The sequence below is a fragment of the Marvinbryantia sp. genome, assembly GCF_047017445.1.
Lineage (GTDB): Bacteria > Bacillota > Clostridia > Lachnospirales > Lachnospiraceae > Marvinbryantia.
On the sequence record NZ_JBKXTT010000003.1, the window covers coordinates 280850 to 296847 of the forward strand.

Annotated in this window: 15 protein-coding genes; 11 read left to right on the forward strand and 4 right to left on the reverse strand. The window is 50.1% G+C overall.

Annotated features, from left to right (window positions below):
* The first annotated feature begins 2 nt into the window (after positions 1 to 2).
* From ACLU9Q_RS04985 to ACLU9Q_RS05030, 10 genes are all read left to right on the forward strand, one after another.
* Entirely contained in the window at positions 3 to 1046 is a 1044-nt protein-coding gene (locus tag ACLU9Q_RS04985; RefSeq protein ID WP_296834372.1) for an alcohol dehydrogenase catalytic domain-containing protein, read from the forward strand.
* A gap of 57 nt (positions 1047 to 1103) precedes the next feature.
* The gene (locus ACLU9Q_RS04990; RefSeq protein ID WP_296834370.1) at positions 1104 to 2621 is read left to right on the forward strand and encodes a xylulokinase; all 1518 of its coding nucleotides are present in this window, start codon (positions 1104 to 1106) and stop codon (positions 2619 to 2621) included.
* Positions 2622 to 2907: 286 nt separating this feature from the next.
* Positions 2908 to 4218 (forward strand): IS4 family transposase, encoded by a 1311-nt coding sequence (locus tag ACLU9Q_RS04995; RefSeq protein WP_412624502.1) that lies wholly within the window; start codon positions 2908 to 2910, stop codon positions 4216 to 4218.
* Between the two features lie 366 nt (positions 4219 to 4584).
* Complete coding sequence (locus ACLU9Q_RS05000; protein ID WP_296834366.1) at positions 4585 to 4740, forward strand: hypothetical protein; 156 nt, start codon at positions 4585 to 4587, stop codon at positions 4738 to 4740.
* Between the two features lie 81 nt (positions 4741 to 4821).
* Complete coding sequence (locus tag ACLU9Q_RS05005; RefSeq protein WP_296834362.1) at positions 4822 to 5583, forward strand: helix-turn-helix domain-containing protein; 762 nt, start codon at positions 4822 to 4824, stop codon at positions 5581 to 5583.
* Between the two features lie 278 nt (positions 5584 to 5861).
* Positions 5862 to 6860: an ABC transporter permease gene (locus ACLU9Q_RS05010; protein ID WP_330490493.1), complete on the forward strand. Its 999-nt coding sequence runs from the start codon at positions 5862 to 5864 to the stop codon at positions 6858 to 6860.
* Positions 6860 to 7834: an iron chelate uptake ABC transporter family permease subunit gene (locus ACLU9Q_RS05015; RefSeq protein ID WP_296834360.1), complete on the forward strand. Its 975-nt coding sequence runs from the start codon at positions 6860 to 6862 to the stop codon at positions 7832 to 7834. Before ACLU9Q_RS05010 ends, ACLU9Q_RS05015 begins: the two co-directional genes overlap by 1 nt.
* A 3-nt stretch (positions 7835 to 7837) precedes the next feature.
* Positions 7838 to 8590: an ABC transporter ATP-binding protein gene (locus ACLU9Q_RS05020; RefSeq protein ID WP_006863606.1), complete on the forward strand. Its 753-nt coding sequence runs from the start codon at positions 7838 to 7840 to the stop codon at positions 8588 to 8590.
* A 23-nt stretch (positions 8591 to 8613) separates the two neighbouring features.
* The gene (locus ACLU9Q_RS05025) at positions 8614 to 9789 is read left to right on the forward strand and encodes a siderophore ABC transporter substrate-binding protein (protein ID WP_302225731.1); all 1176 of its coding nucleotides are present in this window, start codon (positions 8614 to 8616) and stop codon (positions 9787 to 9789) included.
* Between the two features lie 542 nt (positions 9790 to 10331).
* Positions 10332 to 11297 carry a hypothetical protein gene (locus ACLU9Q_RS05030; protein WP_296840459.1) on the forward strand — a complete coding sequence of 322 codons (966 nt, stop codon included), beginning with the start codon at positions 10332 to 10334 and terminating at the stop codon, positions 11295 to 11297.
* A gap of 160 nt (positions 11298 to 11457) precedes the next feature.
* Here the strand turns inward: ACLU9Q_RS05030 and ACLU9Q_RS05035 are convergent, their stop codons facing one another.
* The 4 genes from ACLU9Q_RS05035 to ACLU9Q_RS05050 all read right to left on the reverse strand — a co-directional run bounded on the left by ACLU9Q_RS05035 (position 11458) and on the right by ACLU9Q_RS05050 (position 14953).
* Positions 11458 to 13152 (reverse strand): putative ABC transporter permease subunit, encoded by a 1695-nt coding sequence (locus ACLU9Q_RS05035; RefSeq protein ID WP_296840462.1) that lies wholly within the window; start codon positions 13150 to 13152, stop codon positions 11458 to 11460.
* Positions 13145 to 13873: an ABC transporter ATP-binding protein gene (locus ACLU9Q_RS05040; protein WP_296840465.1), complete on the reverse strand. Its 729-nt coding sequence runs from the start codon at positions 13871 to 13873 to the stop codon at positions 13145 to 13147. The genes ACLU9Q_RS05035 and ACLU9Q_RS05040 overlap by 8 nt, the downstream gene beginning before the upstream one ends.
* 134 nt (positions 13874 to 14007) lie before the next feature.
* Positions 14008 to 14325 carry a YbjQ family protein gene (locus tag ACLU9Q_RS05045; protein WP_006863613.1) on the reverse strand — a complete coding sequence of 106 codons (318 nt, stop codon included), beginning with the start codon at positions 14323 to 14325 and terminating at the stop codon, positions 14008 to 14010.
* Positions 14306 to 14953, reverse strand: coding sequence for a MerR family transcriptional regulator (locus ACLU9Q_RS05050; protein WP_296840471.1), 648 nt, complete (start codon positions 14951 to 14953; stop codon positions 14306 to 14308). The genes ACLU9Q_RS05045 and ACLU9Q_RS05050 overlap by 20 nt, the downstream gene beginning before the upstream one ends.
* Before the next feature lie 269 nt (positions 14954 to 15222).
* Between ACLU9Q_RS05050 and ACLU9Q_RS05055 the strand changes: the two genes are divergently transcribed.
* Entirely contained in the window at positions 15223 to 15996 is a 774-nt protein-coding gene (locus ACLU9Q_RS05055; RefSeq protein WP_296840474.1) for a TatD family hydrolase, read from the forward strand.
* Positions 15997 to 15998: the final 2 nt, after the last annotated feature.

Here is a 15998-nt window from a genome sequence, read left to right on the forward strand (position 1 = left end):
ATATGAAAGCCTATATCATGAATGAGAAAAGAGAACTGGTGGTTGCAGAAAGACCAGAACCGGCAGAAAAGAAGGATAATATCATCGCAAAAATCTGTTCTGCTTCGATTTGCGGAACGGACATGCGCACTTTTCTGAAAGGAAATCAGAAAATCGATCCTCCCAGAATTATGGGACATGAATTTGCGGGAAAGATCCTCTATGTTGGAGAGGAATTGAAGAAGTATGGATTCGAAAAGGGCGACAGGGTAACGATCGCGCCGGCAATCGGATGCGGGGAGTGTTATTACTGCAAAAACGGACATACCAATATGTGTGATTCTCTGGAAACGATTGGTTTTCAGTATGACGGTGTGTTTACATCCCTGATAGAAATTCCGGCAAAAGCGGTAAAAAACGGAAATCTCATACATTTGCCGGATGAGATCTCTTACGATGATGCGACTTTGATCGAACCGGCTGCGTGCGCGTATAATGGACAGGCTTACCTGAATATACACGAAGGCGATACGGTAGTGATTTATGGAAGCGGAATGATTGGCTGCATACATGCGGAGCTTGCATTTGCGAAAGGGGCCGCACAGGTATTTGTGGTAGAACCGGTGGAAAAAAGAGGAAAGATTGCTTTGGAAAAAGTCCCGGGAGTTCAGTGGATCAATCCACTCACGCAGAATACAGTAGAAGTGGTGAGGGAAAAAACAGGCGGACGCGGTGCGGATGTGGTCATTACCGCAACCTCCGTTCCTTCGGTCCACACAGAAGCGCAGATCATAGCTGCAAAATGCGGCCGGATCTCACTTTTTGGCGGGCTCCCTGTGGATGGAAAGGGCTACCTTGACTCTAATGCGATACATTATAAAGAACTGCAGATCTTCGGCGTCCATGCGACAACGGCGGCATATATGAAGGTGATTATGGATATGATGCTGCACCATAAACTGGATGCAAAAAAATATATAGAAAAGATCGTAACACTGGATAATGTAGAAGAGGGATTTGTATCTATAAGAGATGAAAACACAATGAAAGTAGTGATCCATCCATAAACTGCGAAATTGTCTGCATCTGTATGGAACATATGCTTTCAGACAAGGGAGGTACTTATGGAGAAAGCAATTTTATTAGCAGTAGATTTAGGTACCAGCTTTATCAAAGCCGGTGCATATGATGTACAAAGTACATGTATTGCTTTGGAAACAGAGCCGGTGAAGGACTATCGTCCGGAACCCGGGGTGTTCATCCAGAAAGGGCAGGAGCTGCTTGATTCTGTGATCCGCTGTCTCAGTAAAATTTCGGCGGCGCTGGGGGAGAGAAAACGGGACGTGGCAGCGATGGCATTTACCGGACAGATGTCCGGATTTATGGGAGTCGATGAAAAGTGGGAGGACATTACTACCTGGTCCTGCTCGCTGGACAGCCGTTATATGCCCTGGGCAATGAAACAGATGGAAAGGCTGAAGGAAGATTTTCTGTGTATCGGCGGAACGAATTTTCCGCAGATGGCGCCCAAATTTGAATGGTTCCGGGATGAATTTCCAGGGGAAAATGAAAAAATCCGGAAGTATCTGATGATAAGCGGTTATGTTATCGGAAAACTGGGGGATATTCCGGTAGAAGAAGCAGTGATAGACCGTTCTTATACGCAGTGGACGGGACTGGCCGATGTGCGGCATGACTGCTGGTCGGAAAAGATCTGTAATGCAGTGGGCATAGACCGGAAGAAACTCCCAAAGATCGTGAACTCCAATCATATCTGTGCGCATCTGAATCCGGAGATGGCGAAGATCACAGGACTTCCGGCGGGAATACCATTGGTATCCGGCGCGGGAGATAAGGTGGCGGGATGTCTCGGAGCGGCGATCGTGGAATATGGAGATACAATTTTTGAAGCGTCTTCTTATGGAGAGATAAGCTGCTGTGTTCCGGAGTATCGTCCGGATCTGGAGGAGAAACGGCTGGATGTCATTCCTTCTGCTGTGCCCGGAGATTTTTACGCGACGCATTTTGTGGCGGGTTCCGGTATCACTCTGGACTGGTTTATGGATACTTTTGAAGTGGGAAAACAGGAAAGTGCAGGGGAATGCTTCGCCAGTATGGAGGAAAGGATAAAAACGATCCCGCCGGGATGCAATGGGCTTATGGCCATAGGATTGCTGGGAGGGTCTTCTATGCCGCTGGATGGAGCGCTGAAAGGGATGTGGATGGGGTACGACTGGAGCCATACCTCGGAATATTTTTATAAAGCGCTGCTGGAAAGCTTTACTTATGATTTTACGCTTGCGCTTGACAGAGTAAAAGATCTCTATCCGGAATATCCGATGGATGCTATTAAAATAATCGGAGGAGGAGCGAAGTCCCCGGTCTGGACGCAGATGTGTGCAGATGTGCAGAATATGCGGTACGTTACCTTGAACCGCTCTGATGTTGCTATGTGGGGAGCGGCAATGCTGGCGGGTAATGCGATCGGAATATTTGAAAATCTAAAGGAGACGGCAAAAAAATATGTGAAAACAGAGCTGGAATATCAGCCGGAACCGGAAACGGGGAGAAAATATCAGAAATACCTGAAACGTTATAAGGATTATACAGTTCGTCTCCATGATTTCTATGAAGGGATCTGAGCAAAATGCATGTCGGAGAAAAGGCGGCAGGTAATTGTTACTGCGAACAGAGTGAACAGTACCGCGTAATTGTTACTGTTCACATCCAATGTCATTTAGTTAAGGCAATTGAAAAAGATCAATCTGAAGGTCTAACTTAAATTTTTTAATAAATTTAAGAAAAAGGGTTGACACAGAATCCAAAATGTGCGGCCGCTCTCGCTACTGATTATATTTTAAGAAGTAGCGAGAGCGGCCCTTGAAATTGAAGCTAAAATTATCATTTCAATTTCAAGGAGGTACCCGTATGTCATTCCCGCAAAAAGTTAAATCTACCCTCTGGGCAATCGTCAACTCCATGACCAGCAGCATGGACAAATTTGTCAAAAATCCCGAAAAGGATTTTACTCGTGACCGGAAACTGGGCTTTCTACAACTGGTCCGTTTCTTCCTTTGCATGGAAAGTGGATGCATCAGCCATGAGTTGCTGAAATATTTCTATTTTCTGCCCGATGAAGTTCCGACGGCTTCCGCTTTCATCCAGCAGCGCGCAAAGCTCCGCCCTGATACCTTCCTGCACATCCTCAGACAGCTTAACCTCCGCTTTCCTACACAAAAGCTTTGGGGAAAGTATTCCCTTATTGCCGCAGACGGCTGTGAATTTAACATTGCGCGGAATCCGCAGGACCCTTCCACCTTCCATCCCACAAGCGGCAGGTCAAAGAAGGGGTTCAACTCCATCCATACCATTTCCCTGTATGACCTGCTTTCCAAGCGGTATCTGGATGCCATCATACAGCCGGGCAGACGCAAAAACGAATTTGCTGCCCTCTGCCAGCTTATAGACCGCTATATTTATGGCGGCTCCCCTGTCTTCGTTGCAGACAGGGGCTTTGCCAGCTATAACGTCTTCGCACATGCGCTTGAGAAAGGCTGTTTCTTTGCCATCCGCGCCAAGGATGTCAATATAAAGCGTCTCCTTGCGATTGGCAGCCTCCCCAGCCAGATGGACCGGTGGGCAGAGGTGATACTTACCCGGTCAATGGCCAAAAAGAAAAGGCAGCATCCCGAATTGGAAAGCCTTTACCGCTATATATGCAAGACGGTTTCCTTTGACTTTATCACAGAAAGCAGTCCCGAATACCGCATGCGTCTGCGCGTAGTCCGTTTCCAGATAGCGGAAGGGGTTTATGAAAATGTCATCACGAACCTTCCGGAAGATGAATTCTCATCAGAACAGATCAGGCACATTTATCATCTCCGGTGGAACCAGGAAACTTCCTTCCGTGACTTAAAACATACGATCGGAACCGCAAACTTCCACGCCAAATCCCAGGAATACATTGAGTTTGAGATTCTCTGCCGGATGACGCTGTATAATTTTTGTACCATCATAATCATGGATACCGCTATAAAAAAGGAAACGGGGAAATGGGCGTATCAGGTCAATCTGTCTATGGCGATAAAAATATGTTTTGCATTCCTTTCAGACCATATGGGTCCCGGAAATATAAATGACCTGATCAGCCGTTATATACTGCCGATCAGGCCAGACCGAACCTATGCCCGCCAGCTAAGGTTCCAGGTACCGGCCAGTTTCGCTTACCGTTTCGTGTAAAGCGGAACTGCCATTAGCAGTATACCATTTTTAAGGCAGATATGCAATCTGTCTGTTTGCCATACCCAAAAACTTCCCATTGTACTACATATCCGGTTATAGAGCTTCGTACAGCTGGTAAAATCCCCATATCATTCCAATATAGGGCTGTTTTATGGCAGGGATTCTCTAACATGTCTTGTTTAACTAAATGACATTGGTTCACATCGTTCACAGTAACATTCGCAAATCCATTTAAAATTCGCTCCGCGAATGGGATTTGCTCACACCTGTATCACTTTCTTACGGACTTTGCAGTGAATGCAAAGTCCTGGCCTGAGCAGTAACGCGTAACTGGTTGTGTCTGCAGCATCATGACGGCACAAATTGACAAAAAAGAAATGTAATGTTATTATGACCTGCATGAAGAAGAATTTATGCGAAGGCACCTGCGATCAGGATGCCAGACTCCTTTTTGAAAATGAAGATAGTATTGCTTACCGGGTGGAGAATGAGGAAGGCGAGCTGACGATCACAGAATAGCCCGTATTTCCGGGGATATGGCTGTGTTATAAGGATGCGCACATACAGACATACACCTATCCGCCCTCTTACCCGGCAGGCGTGCTGGAAATCACACACTGCCGGGAGGGGCGGTTTGAATATGACGCCGGAGATCAGTTCTTTTATCTGGCCAAGGGTGATATGGCGGTCTGCAAAAGCGCGGGCAGCGGCACCGCCGTGTATTGTCCTACGGGACACTACCACGGCGTTTCTGTGATCGTCGATCCGGCGCTGACTCCGCGCTGTCTTTCCTGCTTTCTGGCGGATGTGCGGGTGAAGCCCGCTGCGCTTCTGGAGAAATTTTGCGGGGAAAACCGCTATTTTATCATGCGCTCCACTGCGCGTCTGGAGCATATTTTCTCCGAGCTTTACACGGTTCCCGATGATATCCGCAAGGGCTATTTAAAGGTGAAGGTGCTGGAGCTGTTTTTGTTTCTGAGCAGCCTTGATCCTGCGCTTTCACAGTCGGGGCAGCGCTCATGCCGGAAATCCCAGGTGGAGCTTGCGAAGGATGTGTGCCGTTATATCAACGATCATATGGATAGAAAAGTGACGATCGAACAGCTTGCGGCGCAGTTTTATGTTTCTCCTGCGCAGTTAAAGAAGTGTTTTTACAGTGTTTACGGAGAATCCATCCAGGCATATATCCGTGCTTACAAAATGCGCTCGGCGGCGCACTGTTTAAAAACAACAGACATGTCGGTTGCAGAAATTGCATCAGCTTTTGGGTATGACAACAGCAGCAAATTTTCGCGGGCATTCCGGGAGGTGATGGGAGTTTCTCCGACCGAATGCCGGAAAAGTATCTTTTTGGAGCATTGAAAGAACCGTTTGGAGTGGAAACAGCGGAAGAGCTTTTGTTATAATGCGCTCTGTGAATAAGCACAGAGCGCATTTTCTGTTGCCATGCATACGACAAAGATGTCCAGTGGACGTTTTTTAGTTGTCCTGCATCCGAAGGGAGCTGCCGGTGGCAGGTACTGTGGGTCACGGAAAAAGTGCCGGCGATATTCTTTTTTTTACGACAAAAGTTAGCATAGACTAACGATGGGGGGATTTTTATCAAAAAATATCGTCTTACAATTATATTAGCAGCAGCGTTGCTGATATTATCATTTATATCGCTGTTTATCGGGGGGCTGGACGTGGACCCGGCCGGTCTTATAGGTGGAGATGCAAAGCAGTGGGAGGTGTTTTTGATCTCCAGACTGCCGCGCCTGCTGGCGATTCTCTGTACCGGTGTCGGTATGAGTGTGGCGGGACTGATCATGCAGCAGCTCTGCATGAACAAATTTGTTTCCCCGACCACCGGAGCTACGATTTCTTCGGCACAGTTCGGGATTTTGCTGGCGCTTTTATTTATGCCGCAGTCCACGCTGTGGGGAAGAGCGATTTTTGCATTTGTGTTCGCTATCCTCGGCACCTGGATCTTTGTCTGGTTTATCCAGAGCATCCAGTTTAAGGATGTAGTCATGGTACCGTTGGTTGGCATTATGTTTGGCAATGTCATTAATGGAATTACCAATTATCTGGCGTACAAATATGAGATGACACAGGCGCTGTCATCCTGGCTGGTGGGGCATTTTTCACTGGTTCTGCGGGGACGCTATGAGATTGTTTATCTGGTTGTGCCGCTGGTAATACTGGCGTTTATCTTTGCAAACCATTTCAACATTGTTGGTATGGGAAAGGATTTTTCAAAGAATCTTGGCGTTCCCTACAACCTGGTTCTTTTTATGGGGCTGAGCATTGCCGCCATGATAACGGCATCTGTGGTTGTGGTTGTCGGTTCGATTTCCTATATCGGGCTGATCGTTCCCAACGTTGTCGCCATGTTTAAGGGGGACAAAATCCGCGGAACGCTGGTGGACACGGCGCTGTTCGGAGCCATTTTCGTGCTGGTCTGCGATATGATCGGGCGTGTGGTGATTGCCCCCTACGAGCTGCCGATCGAGCTGATTGTCGGTATTCTCGGCAGTATTTTGTTTATCGGGCTGCTGCTGTATCGCCTGAAGCACGGCAGAAAGGCTGTGCGCTTTGATTTTACGAAAAAAACCGGAAAAGGCGCGGCGCAGAATGGAACAGGAGGGAACGCGTGATGAAAACCAGACGTCTCTCAAATAAAAATAAGCTGATTATCATGGCGGTGCTGGTGCTGCTGTGCTCGGCGGCGTACCTGTTTGTTGCCGTAAACTTTCATAATCCGAAGCTGTTTCAGTATTCCATGAAAATCCGCATTCCGAAGCTGATCGTTATGCTGATCACGGCGTTTGCCATCGGCGGCGCATCCATCGTATTTCAGTCGATTATCAACAATACGATTGTGACGCCCTGCCTGCTCGGCATGAATTCGCTTTACACGCTGATTCACACGGCGGTGTACTTCTTTGCCGGCTCCGCAAGCATTTTCGCGGTGAATGCAAACGCCGCGTTTGCAATGGACGTGCTGCTGATGGGCATTATCGCGACATTTATTTACAGCTATCTGTTTAAGAAGACGAATCATAATGTGCTTTATGTGCTGCTGATCGGTACGGTGCTGTCGTCCTTTTTCTCCAGCATCCAGTCGACACTGACGCGCATTATGGACCCGAATGAGTACGACACGCTGCTCGCCACCCTGGTGGCAAGCTTCAACAACATAAATTCAGAGATTATCGTTTTGTCGGTGGTTATACTCGCCGCGCTGATTTTTGTACTGCGCAAAGACCTGGCGCTGCTGGATGTGCTGACGCTGGGGAAGGATCAGGCGATAAATCTCGGCGTAGACTACGACAGGAGCATCCGGCGGCTGCTCCTGGGTGTCACCATCTGCATTGCGGTGGCGACGGCGATGGTGGGACCGATTTCCTTTCTGGGACTGATCATTGCCAATCTGTCCCGGCAGCTTCTGCACACATACCGGCATTCGCAGCTGATTCTCGGCTCGGCGCTTTTTGGCATGATTGTGCTGATCGGCGGGCAGTGCATCGTGGAGCGGGTGTATGTGTATTCCGTTCCCATCAGCGTGTTTATTTCCGTGGGCGGCGGCATTTATTTCCTTTATCTGCTGCTGAAGAACAGGAGGTTCTGAAGAATGATTATTGATAAACTGACAAAGAAATACGACGGAAAGGAAGTCGTGCAGGGGGTAAGCTTCGAGATTCCCAAAGGGAAGGTGCTGTCCCTGATTGGTCCGAACGGCGCCGGAAAATCGACGGTGATGGGCGTGATTTCGCGTCTGATTGCGCGGGACGGCGGCGAGGTGGAATTTGAGGGCGCCGACATTTCTAAATGGAAGAGTAAGGAGCTGGCAAAGCGGCTGGCGATTCTTACGCAGAGCAACAATATCCAGATGAAGCTTACAGTGGAGGAGCTGGTGGCGTTCGGGCGCTTCCCCTACTGCGGAGGGCGGCTTACGCCGGAGGATGAGCGTATTGTCGACCAGGCGATCCGCTATATGGAGCTGGATAGCTTCCGCGACCGGTTTATCGACGAGCTCTCCGGCGGGCAGAGACAGCGCGCTTACATTGCGATGGTCATTGCCCAGGATACGGAGTATGTGCTTCTGGACGAGCCGACGAATAATCTGGACATTTACCACGCCACCAATATGATGAAAATTGTCCGTCGCCTTTGCGATGAGCTGGGCAAGACGGTGATTTTAGTGCTGCATGAAATTAATTACGCGGCATTTTATTCAGACTACATCTGTGCATTTAAAGATGGAAAAATCGCAAAATTCGGGACGGTGCAGGAGGTGATGACGAAAGAGACCTTATCCCGTATCTACGATGTAGACTTTGAAATCATGGAGATTGAGGGAAAGCCTCTTTCCATTTACTATTAAAATTTAAGGAGGAGCAAAACGATATGAAAAAAGCAGTTTCGATTCTTATGACAGCAATGATGGCATTTGGTGCGGCGGCGTGCTGCCAGGCGGCGGACGCTTCGGCGGAGACCGTGGAGATTACCTGCCTTAACGGAGCAGGTGAAAAAACAGAGATGGCGGTTCCCTATGACCCGGAGCGCATCGCGATTCTGGATATGGCGGCGCTGGATATCCTGGATAACCTGGACCTGGGAGACCGCGTGGTCGGCTCTGCCTCCACCTCTCTGGATTATCTGCAGAGCTATATGGAAAACGAAGAAATCGTAAATCTCGGCACGATTAAAGAGGCGGACCTGGAAGCGGTCATGGCGTGCGAGCCGGATATCATTTTCATCGGCGGACGTCTGTCGGCAAGCTACGATGCACTCAGTGAGATTGCCCCGGTCGTTTATCTGTCTACCGACACAGAAATTGGACTTCTGGAGAGCACCCGTCAGAATGCGCAGACCATCGCCTCCATCTTCGGAAAGGAAGCTGAGATAGAAGAAAAATTTGCCGGATTTGACGAGCGCATTGCTACGCTGCATGAATTTGCGGAAGGAAAGACCGCGGTAATCGGTATGTGCACCAGCGGCAGCTTTAATGTAATCGGCAACGGCGGACGCTGCTCTCTTATCGGCGTGGAGGTCGGCTTTGAGAACCTTTGCGCTGACGTTGCGGAATCCAGCGGCGGCGGACGCGGCGGCAACGGCGGACAGGGCGGCGGCAGAGAAAATGCCGGTGCGCAGGAAGGTGCAGCGGAAGCAGCAGGCGAGGCACAGGAAGGTACAACGGAAGCAGCGACAGAGGTGCAGGAGAATGCAACCGAAGCGGAAACAGAGGCACAGGAAGGCACAACCGAAGCGGTTACAGAGGCGGCTGCCCAGGGAAATGGCGGCGCAGCGGAATCCGCGCACGGAAATGAGGCGTCCTTCGAGCTGATCGTATCGCTGAATCCGGATTACATCTTCGTAATGGACCGCGATGCGGCTATCGGCACAAACGGCGCGCAGCTCGCACAGGAAATCATGGAAAATGAGCTGGTAATGGGCACAGACGCATACAAAAACGGCAATCTTGTCATTCTGGAGCACCCGGCAGTGTGGTACACCGCAGAGGGCGGCGTGACAGCATTCGATGTTATGCTTTCTGACCTGGAGAGCGCGCTGCTGAACTAAGGCGCGGACAGCAGAAGGCAGATGCACCCGGTGATGATACCAGAACATCTGCAGCATGGGGCAGATACCCTGACTATCCTGTCAGAACGCTTACAGCACAGGGCAGATGCCCGGTTATAATATGAGAACAGACACAGCCAACCCGGATGATTCACGTCGTCCGGGCTGGCTCTTTTGTTGCCATGCATTTGAAAGAGGCTGCCAGTGACAGCTCCTGTCTGTGACCTCTGTCTAAACGCCATATGTTAAATATCAGAAATATCTGCTTACATGCTTTAAAGGACTGGCTTCCCGTCGAAGGCATGACACATTTGTTTCTGATATTTGTTGCATGACCGAGAATATTATAAATAGTAAGAGATATTATAAAAATATTTTTAAATATTGACATGTAAAAAATGATATGCTATAATGATTTCACATTTCAGAAAATCTGGCGTCTCGCCAAAATTTCAGTAATGAATACAACAGGAAATGCGGCGGGTACCAGGAATGTCTGGTTGTGATGCATCCGGACCCTCCGCGCACCGGAATGGAGGATTATGAAAAACGAGCTGGCAAGAACATTGTTTCTTGCGGGATCCAAAGTGCAGTATGATGCACAGTGCAAGAAGGTATTGAGCCATAAAATAATTCTGGCATGGATTTTAAAGTATACGATGGAAGAATTCCGGGAATATTCCGTAGAGAAAATTGTCGGTTGTATTGAAGCGGAGCCGGAGATTTCTTCGGTGCGGGTAAATCCGGGAGGCAGTGCGGCGGAGCGGATTTCGGGAAGCAAAAATGAGAGTAAAGAACCGGAAGAGGGTGAGGTTTATTATGATATCCGTTTCTTTGTGTATGTACCGGAGAAACGAAAAAGGCTACGCATGCTTATCAATGTAGAGGCGCAGAGGTCATTTTACTGCGGCTATGAAATTGTAACACGGGGGATTTTTTATGCGTCGCGTATGATTTCTGAACAGCTTGGTACGGAATTTTCCATACCGAATTATAATGGGATAAAAAAAGTCTGCTCTATCTGGCTCTGTATGAACGCGCCCCGCTATATTGGAAATGCGCTGACGGAGTATTCTATTGCGAAGCGGGATGTGGCGGGCTGGCAGCCGGATAAGCCGGGCGCCTATTCCAAAATAACGTTCTGTACTGTGACACTGAATGAAAAACTGAAGACAGACAGTGTATTTCTGGAAATGCTGAATGTCCTGCTGTCCGGGAAGAAATCCTATAAAGAAAAAGAGCGTCTGCTGCGAGAAAAATTTCATATAAAAATGGACGCAGATATGAGAAGGGAGATAAATCTGATGTGTAATCTTTCGGAAGCTGTATATGAAAATGGCAGAAAAAGCGGAATGAAGCGCGGGATACGGCGTGGCAGACAGGAGGAGAAAAGAAGAATGGCGCGGGCCATGCTGGAGGGAAGATATCCGGAGGAGGAGATTCTCAGACTTGTTGAAATGACGTCCGGGGAGCTGGAAAGTGTGAAACGGGAGATGAAAACGACCTGAGGGAGATATGTCTGCGTGACTGATTTTTACACTTTTAAAAGGTCGGTTGCATAGGGTACACGTTTAGTACCGACCGGAGATAAGCGGAGAGAAAATTCCCGCAGTTCTGCTGCGGTACAGGTCTGATATCACGCAGCTTATTGCGGGGAATAGTATTTGATTACAGTTTTGCCAGTGCCCGCTCTCCGTAGCGGAAAGCGAAGGCGCGCAGTCCGAAGGCAAGTATGCCAAGGACTATGATTCCTGCGGCGAGGATTCCGTAGACGGGAATCCGCAGCAGATAAAGCCCGATGCAGCCAAGTCCGAGCAGCAGGCAGACCAAAAATGAGCCGAGCATGGTGAGCATGGCGATGAAATTCTGTTTGACGGCGGCCTGCTCGCTGGTCCAGGAGAGCTTTGGCTTCCAGAGATCGCCGAGCAACTGGAAATAGCTGACGGTAAATACCGTAAAAACATTGATGGCAAGCGCCGGGAGGAGCAGCCACACCGGGGTCTTTAAGATTGCCGCCCCTGCAAATACAAGCAAAAACGTGTAGGGCAGCGTAGCCGCGAAGCTGAGGCTGACGGCGCAGAGCATTTTTCCCTGGAGCTGCTTTTTATAGGGAACCGGGATGTATTTCATTTCGATAAAATTGCTTCCCTCGCGGGAAATGCAGGTGGCAGCCGACAGATTCATTGTGCAGAACAGCGTCGTGAGGGCGAAAACAGTTAGCATAAGCACACCGGAGAGCTGGTCTGTGCCGAACATCTGAAAAAGCTGCGACACCTGAGGCAGGAACTTCTGCAGCTCTTCCATGTTCCCAAGCAGGGGAACGATGAGCGCTACCAGAAGGATGACCGGCACAAGAAAGGCGGAAAGCACACAGTTCAGAAAATACACGGGCGTGCGCACCAGCAGCTTCCACTCCCGGAGCGCGCAGCTCTTTACAATGCCCGAAGTCTTCAGCGCGCGCATCTCCTCTGCAGCGGAGAGCTTTTCGCGTTTCTGGGAAACTTCGTTCATGCCGGATACCGCTTTCAGATAAAACCGGTTTCCTGCCAGCAGGAAAACAAGGATTGCCGCCGCGGCAGTCAGCACGTAGAGAAGCAGCATTGCCGGGTCTGTGCTTTTCAGTGCCCTTCCGGCAAGCAGCAGATTCGGGAAGATGTATTCCGCCTGGATGAGCAGTTGCTTATTTCCGGTGATAATGGCGGCGATATCCAGACTGCCCAGCGTCTCGCCAAAGTAACTGAAGAGAAGTCCTGCGCCGCTGGCGAGCAGGATAATCAGGATGGAAAAAAGCGTTGTGACTGCCTCTTTGCGGCGCAGCTTTGTGGTGAGCGGCAGAATCAGAACGCCGAGGAGGCATCCGTAAATCACCGGCAGTATGGGGAGTGCGAGCAGCACGAGCGCAGCAAAAAGAAAATATGCAATGCCGTGATGCGCCGCCGTTCCGATTCCGGCAAGCATGGGGATTCCGACAGCCGCGGTGGTGATATATTCGTACAGCAGCACCGTACAGAGCTTTGCCCCCGCAATCTGCCACGGGGAAAGCGGCATCGGCAGAAGATATTCAATATCCTTTGCCAGAAATAAAACGGACATCGCAAAGGGCAGCGACAAGATCAGCGTGGTAAGGGAGAGCAGCAGGAGCGTGATGTCATAGGCAAGGTACTCCAGGCGCAGCGGAGACAGCGTCTGATACATGGCTCTGCCAAACTGGTAAAGCAGAACCAGCAGCGGCACGATGCAGACGGCAATCAGCAGATAGAGCGCCCACTGTCCGATTATCTGCCGCTTCTTTTTTCCTGCGGGCAGCATACTGCCCATTCCGCATTTTAACAGGATTTTTGTGAGTAATAATTCTTTACGCATGACTGGTCATCTCCAGGAAAATATTTTCCAGCGACATTTCGCCGGAATAACGGGCGCGGAGCTGTTCCAGCGTGCCCCGGAACACGATGCGTCCGTGATTGATAATCGCCACATAATCGCAGAGCCGTTCGGCGATTTCCAGAATATGCGTGGAGAAAAGCACAGAATTTCCGGCAGCAGCGTGCTCGCGCATCATTTCCTTCAGCGCGAAGGAAGAGCCTGGGTCAAGTCCTGTCAGCGGCTCATCCAGAATCCAGACGGACGGGTTGTGCAGAAGCGCGCCGATGACCATCAGCTTCTGGCGCATACCGTGCGAGTAGCTCATAATCCGGCTGGAGAGGGCGTCCGTGAGACCGAAGCGGCTGGCGAACATATCAATCCGCTCTCTGCGCTGCGCCTCCGGAACCTCATAGACATCCGCGCAGAAGCGCAGATACTCGATGCCCTTCAGCCGGAGAAACTTATCCGGCGAATCCGAGACGAAGCCGAACTGTTTTTTTGCCGCGATCGGATCCTTCACGATATCGTGTCCGTTAATTTCAATGCTTCCATCATCCGGCGTCACAATGCCGGTGATCATTTTCAATGTGGTCGATTTTCCGGCGCCGTTCGGTCCGATAAAGCCGGTAATCTTGCCGTCCGGGACCTCCCATGTCTGGGAGTCCACGGCTTTTATGTTGCTGTTTCCGTAGGTCTTGGAAACGTTTGTAAGAGTAATCATGATGAATCTCCTTGTGAGTAAGTATGATCAGCTGCGCAGTGCCTCACTTCCGCGGGCAATGAGCCGGGTTCCATGCGATGCGATGCGCTGTGCTGTGAAGTGCTGCGCTCTGTGTAGGTTTCTGTAAAGCAGCGTCAGTCCTTTACGCGCACCGCGGTTCCGTAGGCGGTCACCTCGGCGGCGCCCTGCATAACGGAGGAGGAAGCGTAGCGGATGTTGATGACGGCGTCGGCTCCCATGCCCTCCGCGTCCTCCACCATCCGTTTCATGGCGATTTTCCGCGCTCCGTCCAGCATTTCTGTGTAGCTTTCAATTTCGCCGCCGACGATGGTTTTCATGCCCGCCATAAAATCCTTCCCAAGGTGTTTGGACATGACGACGCTTCCTTTTGCAATGCCGAGCGCCTCGGCGATTTCCTTTCCGGGAATATAATCAATATTTAGAAGCAGCATCCTCTTCTCCTCCTTTAATCTGTTTGATGCGCTGCCAGAGCGCCAGCAGTATGCCGATGACAATGGCGAGCAGCAATGCCGTCACTGCCGCGATCAGCAAAAATTCGCCTGTGGACAAATGTTCCCTCATGGATTCTGCGATCATGGCAAACAGAATGATTCCGATAAAGAGAACAACAATAACGGAAGCAGCCACGGGCGCGATGTAAGCTTTACGGTGATCATGCTTTTTGACATCCATAAAGACAGCCCCCTCCTTTTCCATATGTTTCATTTTTTCCAGATACAGATCGGCGTCCAGCGTATCAAGCGTCTCGCCGTGCTCCTGCATTTCCCGGCAGAGACACTGCGCTTTTTCCAGGGACGCCTGCTCGCGCTCCAGCACGATGATCTGACGGCGCGCACCGTCCTCCATGGTGAGCGCGCCTGCCTGCAGCCGCCGTATTTCCTCGATAGGAAACGACAGGCTCCTTAGCAGCCTGATCTTTTTCAGTGTTTCCACATCCTTCTGTGTATAATCGCGGTAGCCGTTTTCGCTGCGCTTCGGGGACAGCAGCCCTTCATGCTCATAAAAACGGATGTTCTTTTTGGTGATTCCCACCAGTTCCTCTACCTGCTGAATCTTCAAATCCCCACCTCCTGTTCAAATCCTACACCTTCCACAAGGGGGAAAGTCAATACAAAGTATATATTATTTTTAAAAAAAAGGAAAGATGCTTTTCAGAAGGGCAGCGTCTATGGTAGAATATTTGTAACTATTCAGTAATACGGTAAATGCCGGAAGCGGATGCGTCATGCTTGCATGTAAGCAGACGTTTCTGGTACTTGCCGCATGGCTGAGTAGTCACAAATATTTAAAGGGCTCGTCCCATGGTTTTGAAATGAAGGAGAAGGAAAATGATTTTCGATACACATGCACATTATGATGACGAGGCGTTTGATATTGACCGGGAGACGCTGCTGGAAGGTTTGCCGGGGCAGGGCATCGGGGCGGTGGTGAACGTGGGCGCGAGTATGCGCGGAGCGGAGGAATCCTGGCGTCTGATGCAGAAATACGATTTTGTATACGGGGCGATCGGTATTCATCCGGATCACGCGGGCGAGATGGATGAGGAAAAAATGCAGCGCCTGCGTGAGATGCTGGCGCATCCGAAGGCGGTGGCGGTCGGCGAGATCGGACTTGATTATTACTGGGATAAGGAATCACACGAGATACAGAAAAAATGGTTCGCCGCGCAGATGGAGCTTGCGCTGGAAATGGAGAAGCCGATCATCGTACACAGCCGCGATGCGGCAAAGGATACCTTCGACTGCATGAAAGAGGTGCACGCCGCAAAGCCCGGTTTTGCGGGAGGCGTGATCCACTGCTATTCCGGTTCGGTGGAGATGGCGCGCGAGTATGTAAAGCTGGGATATTACATCGGTATCGGCGGCGTCGTGACCTTTAAAAACGCCAGGGTGCTCAAAGAGGTGGCGGCGGACATTCCGCTGGAGCGGATCGTGACGGAGACAGACTGCCCGTATCTGGCGCCGGTTCCGTACCGCGGCAAGCGCAACTGCTCGCTGTACATCCCTTATGTAATAGAAGAAATTGCCCAAATAAAGGGCGTGACGCCAGCGGAGGTCGAGCAGGCGACCTGGGAAAATGCGCAAAAATTATACCGGCTGTAAAG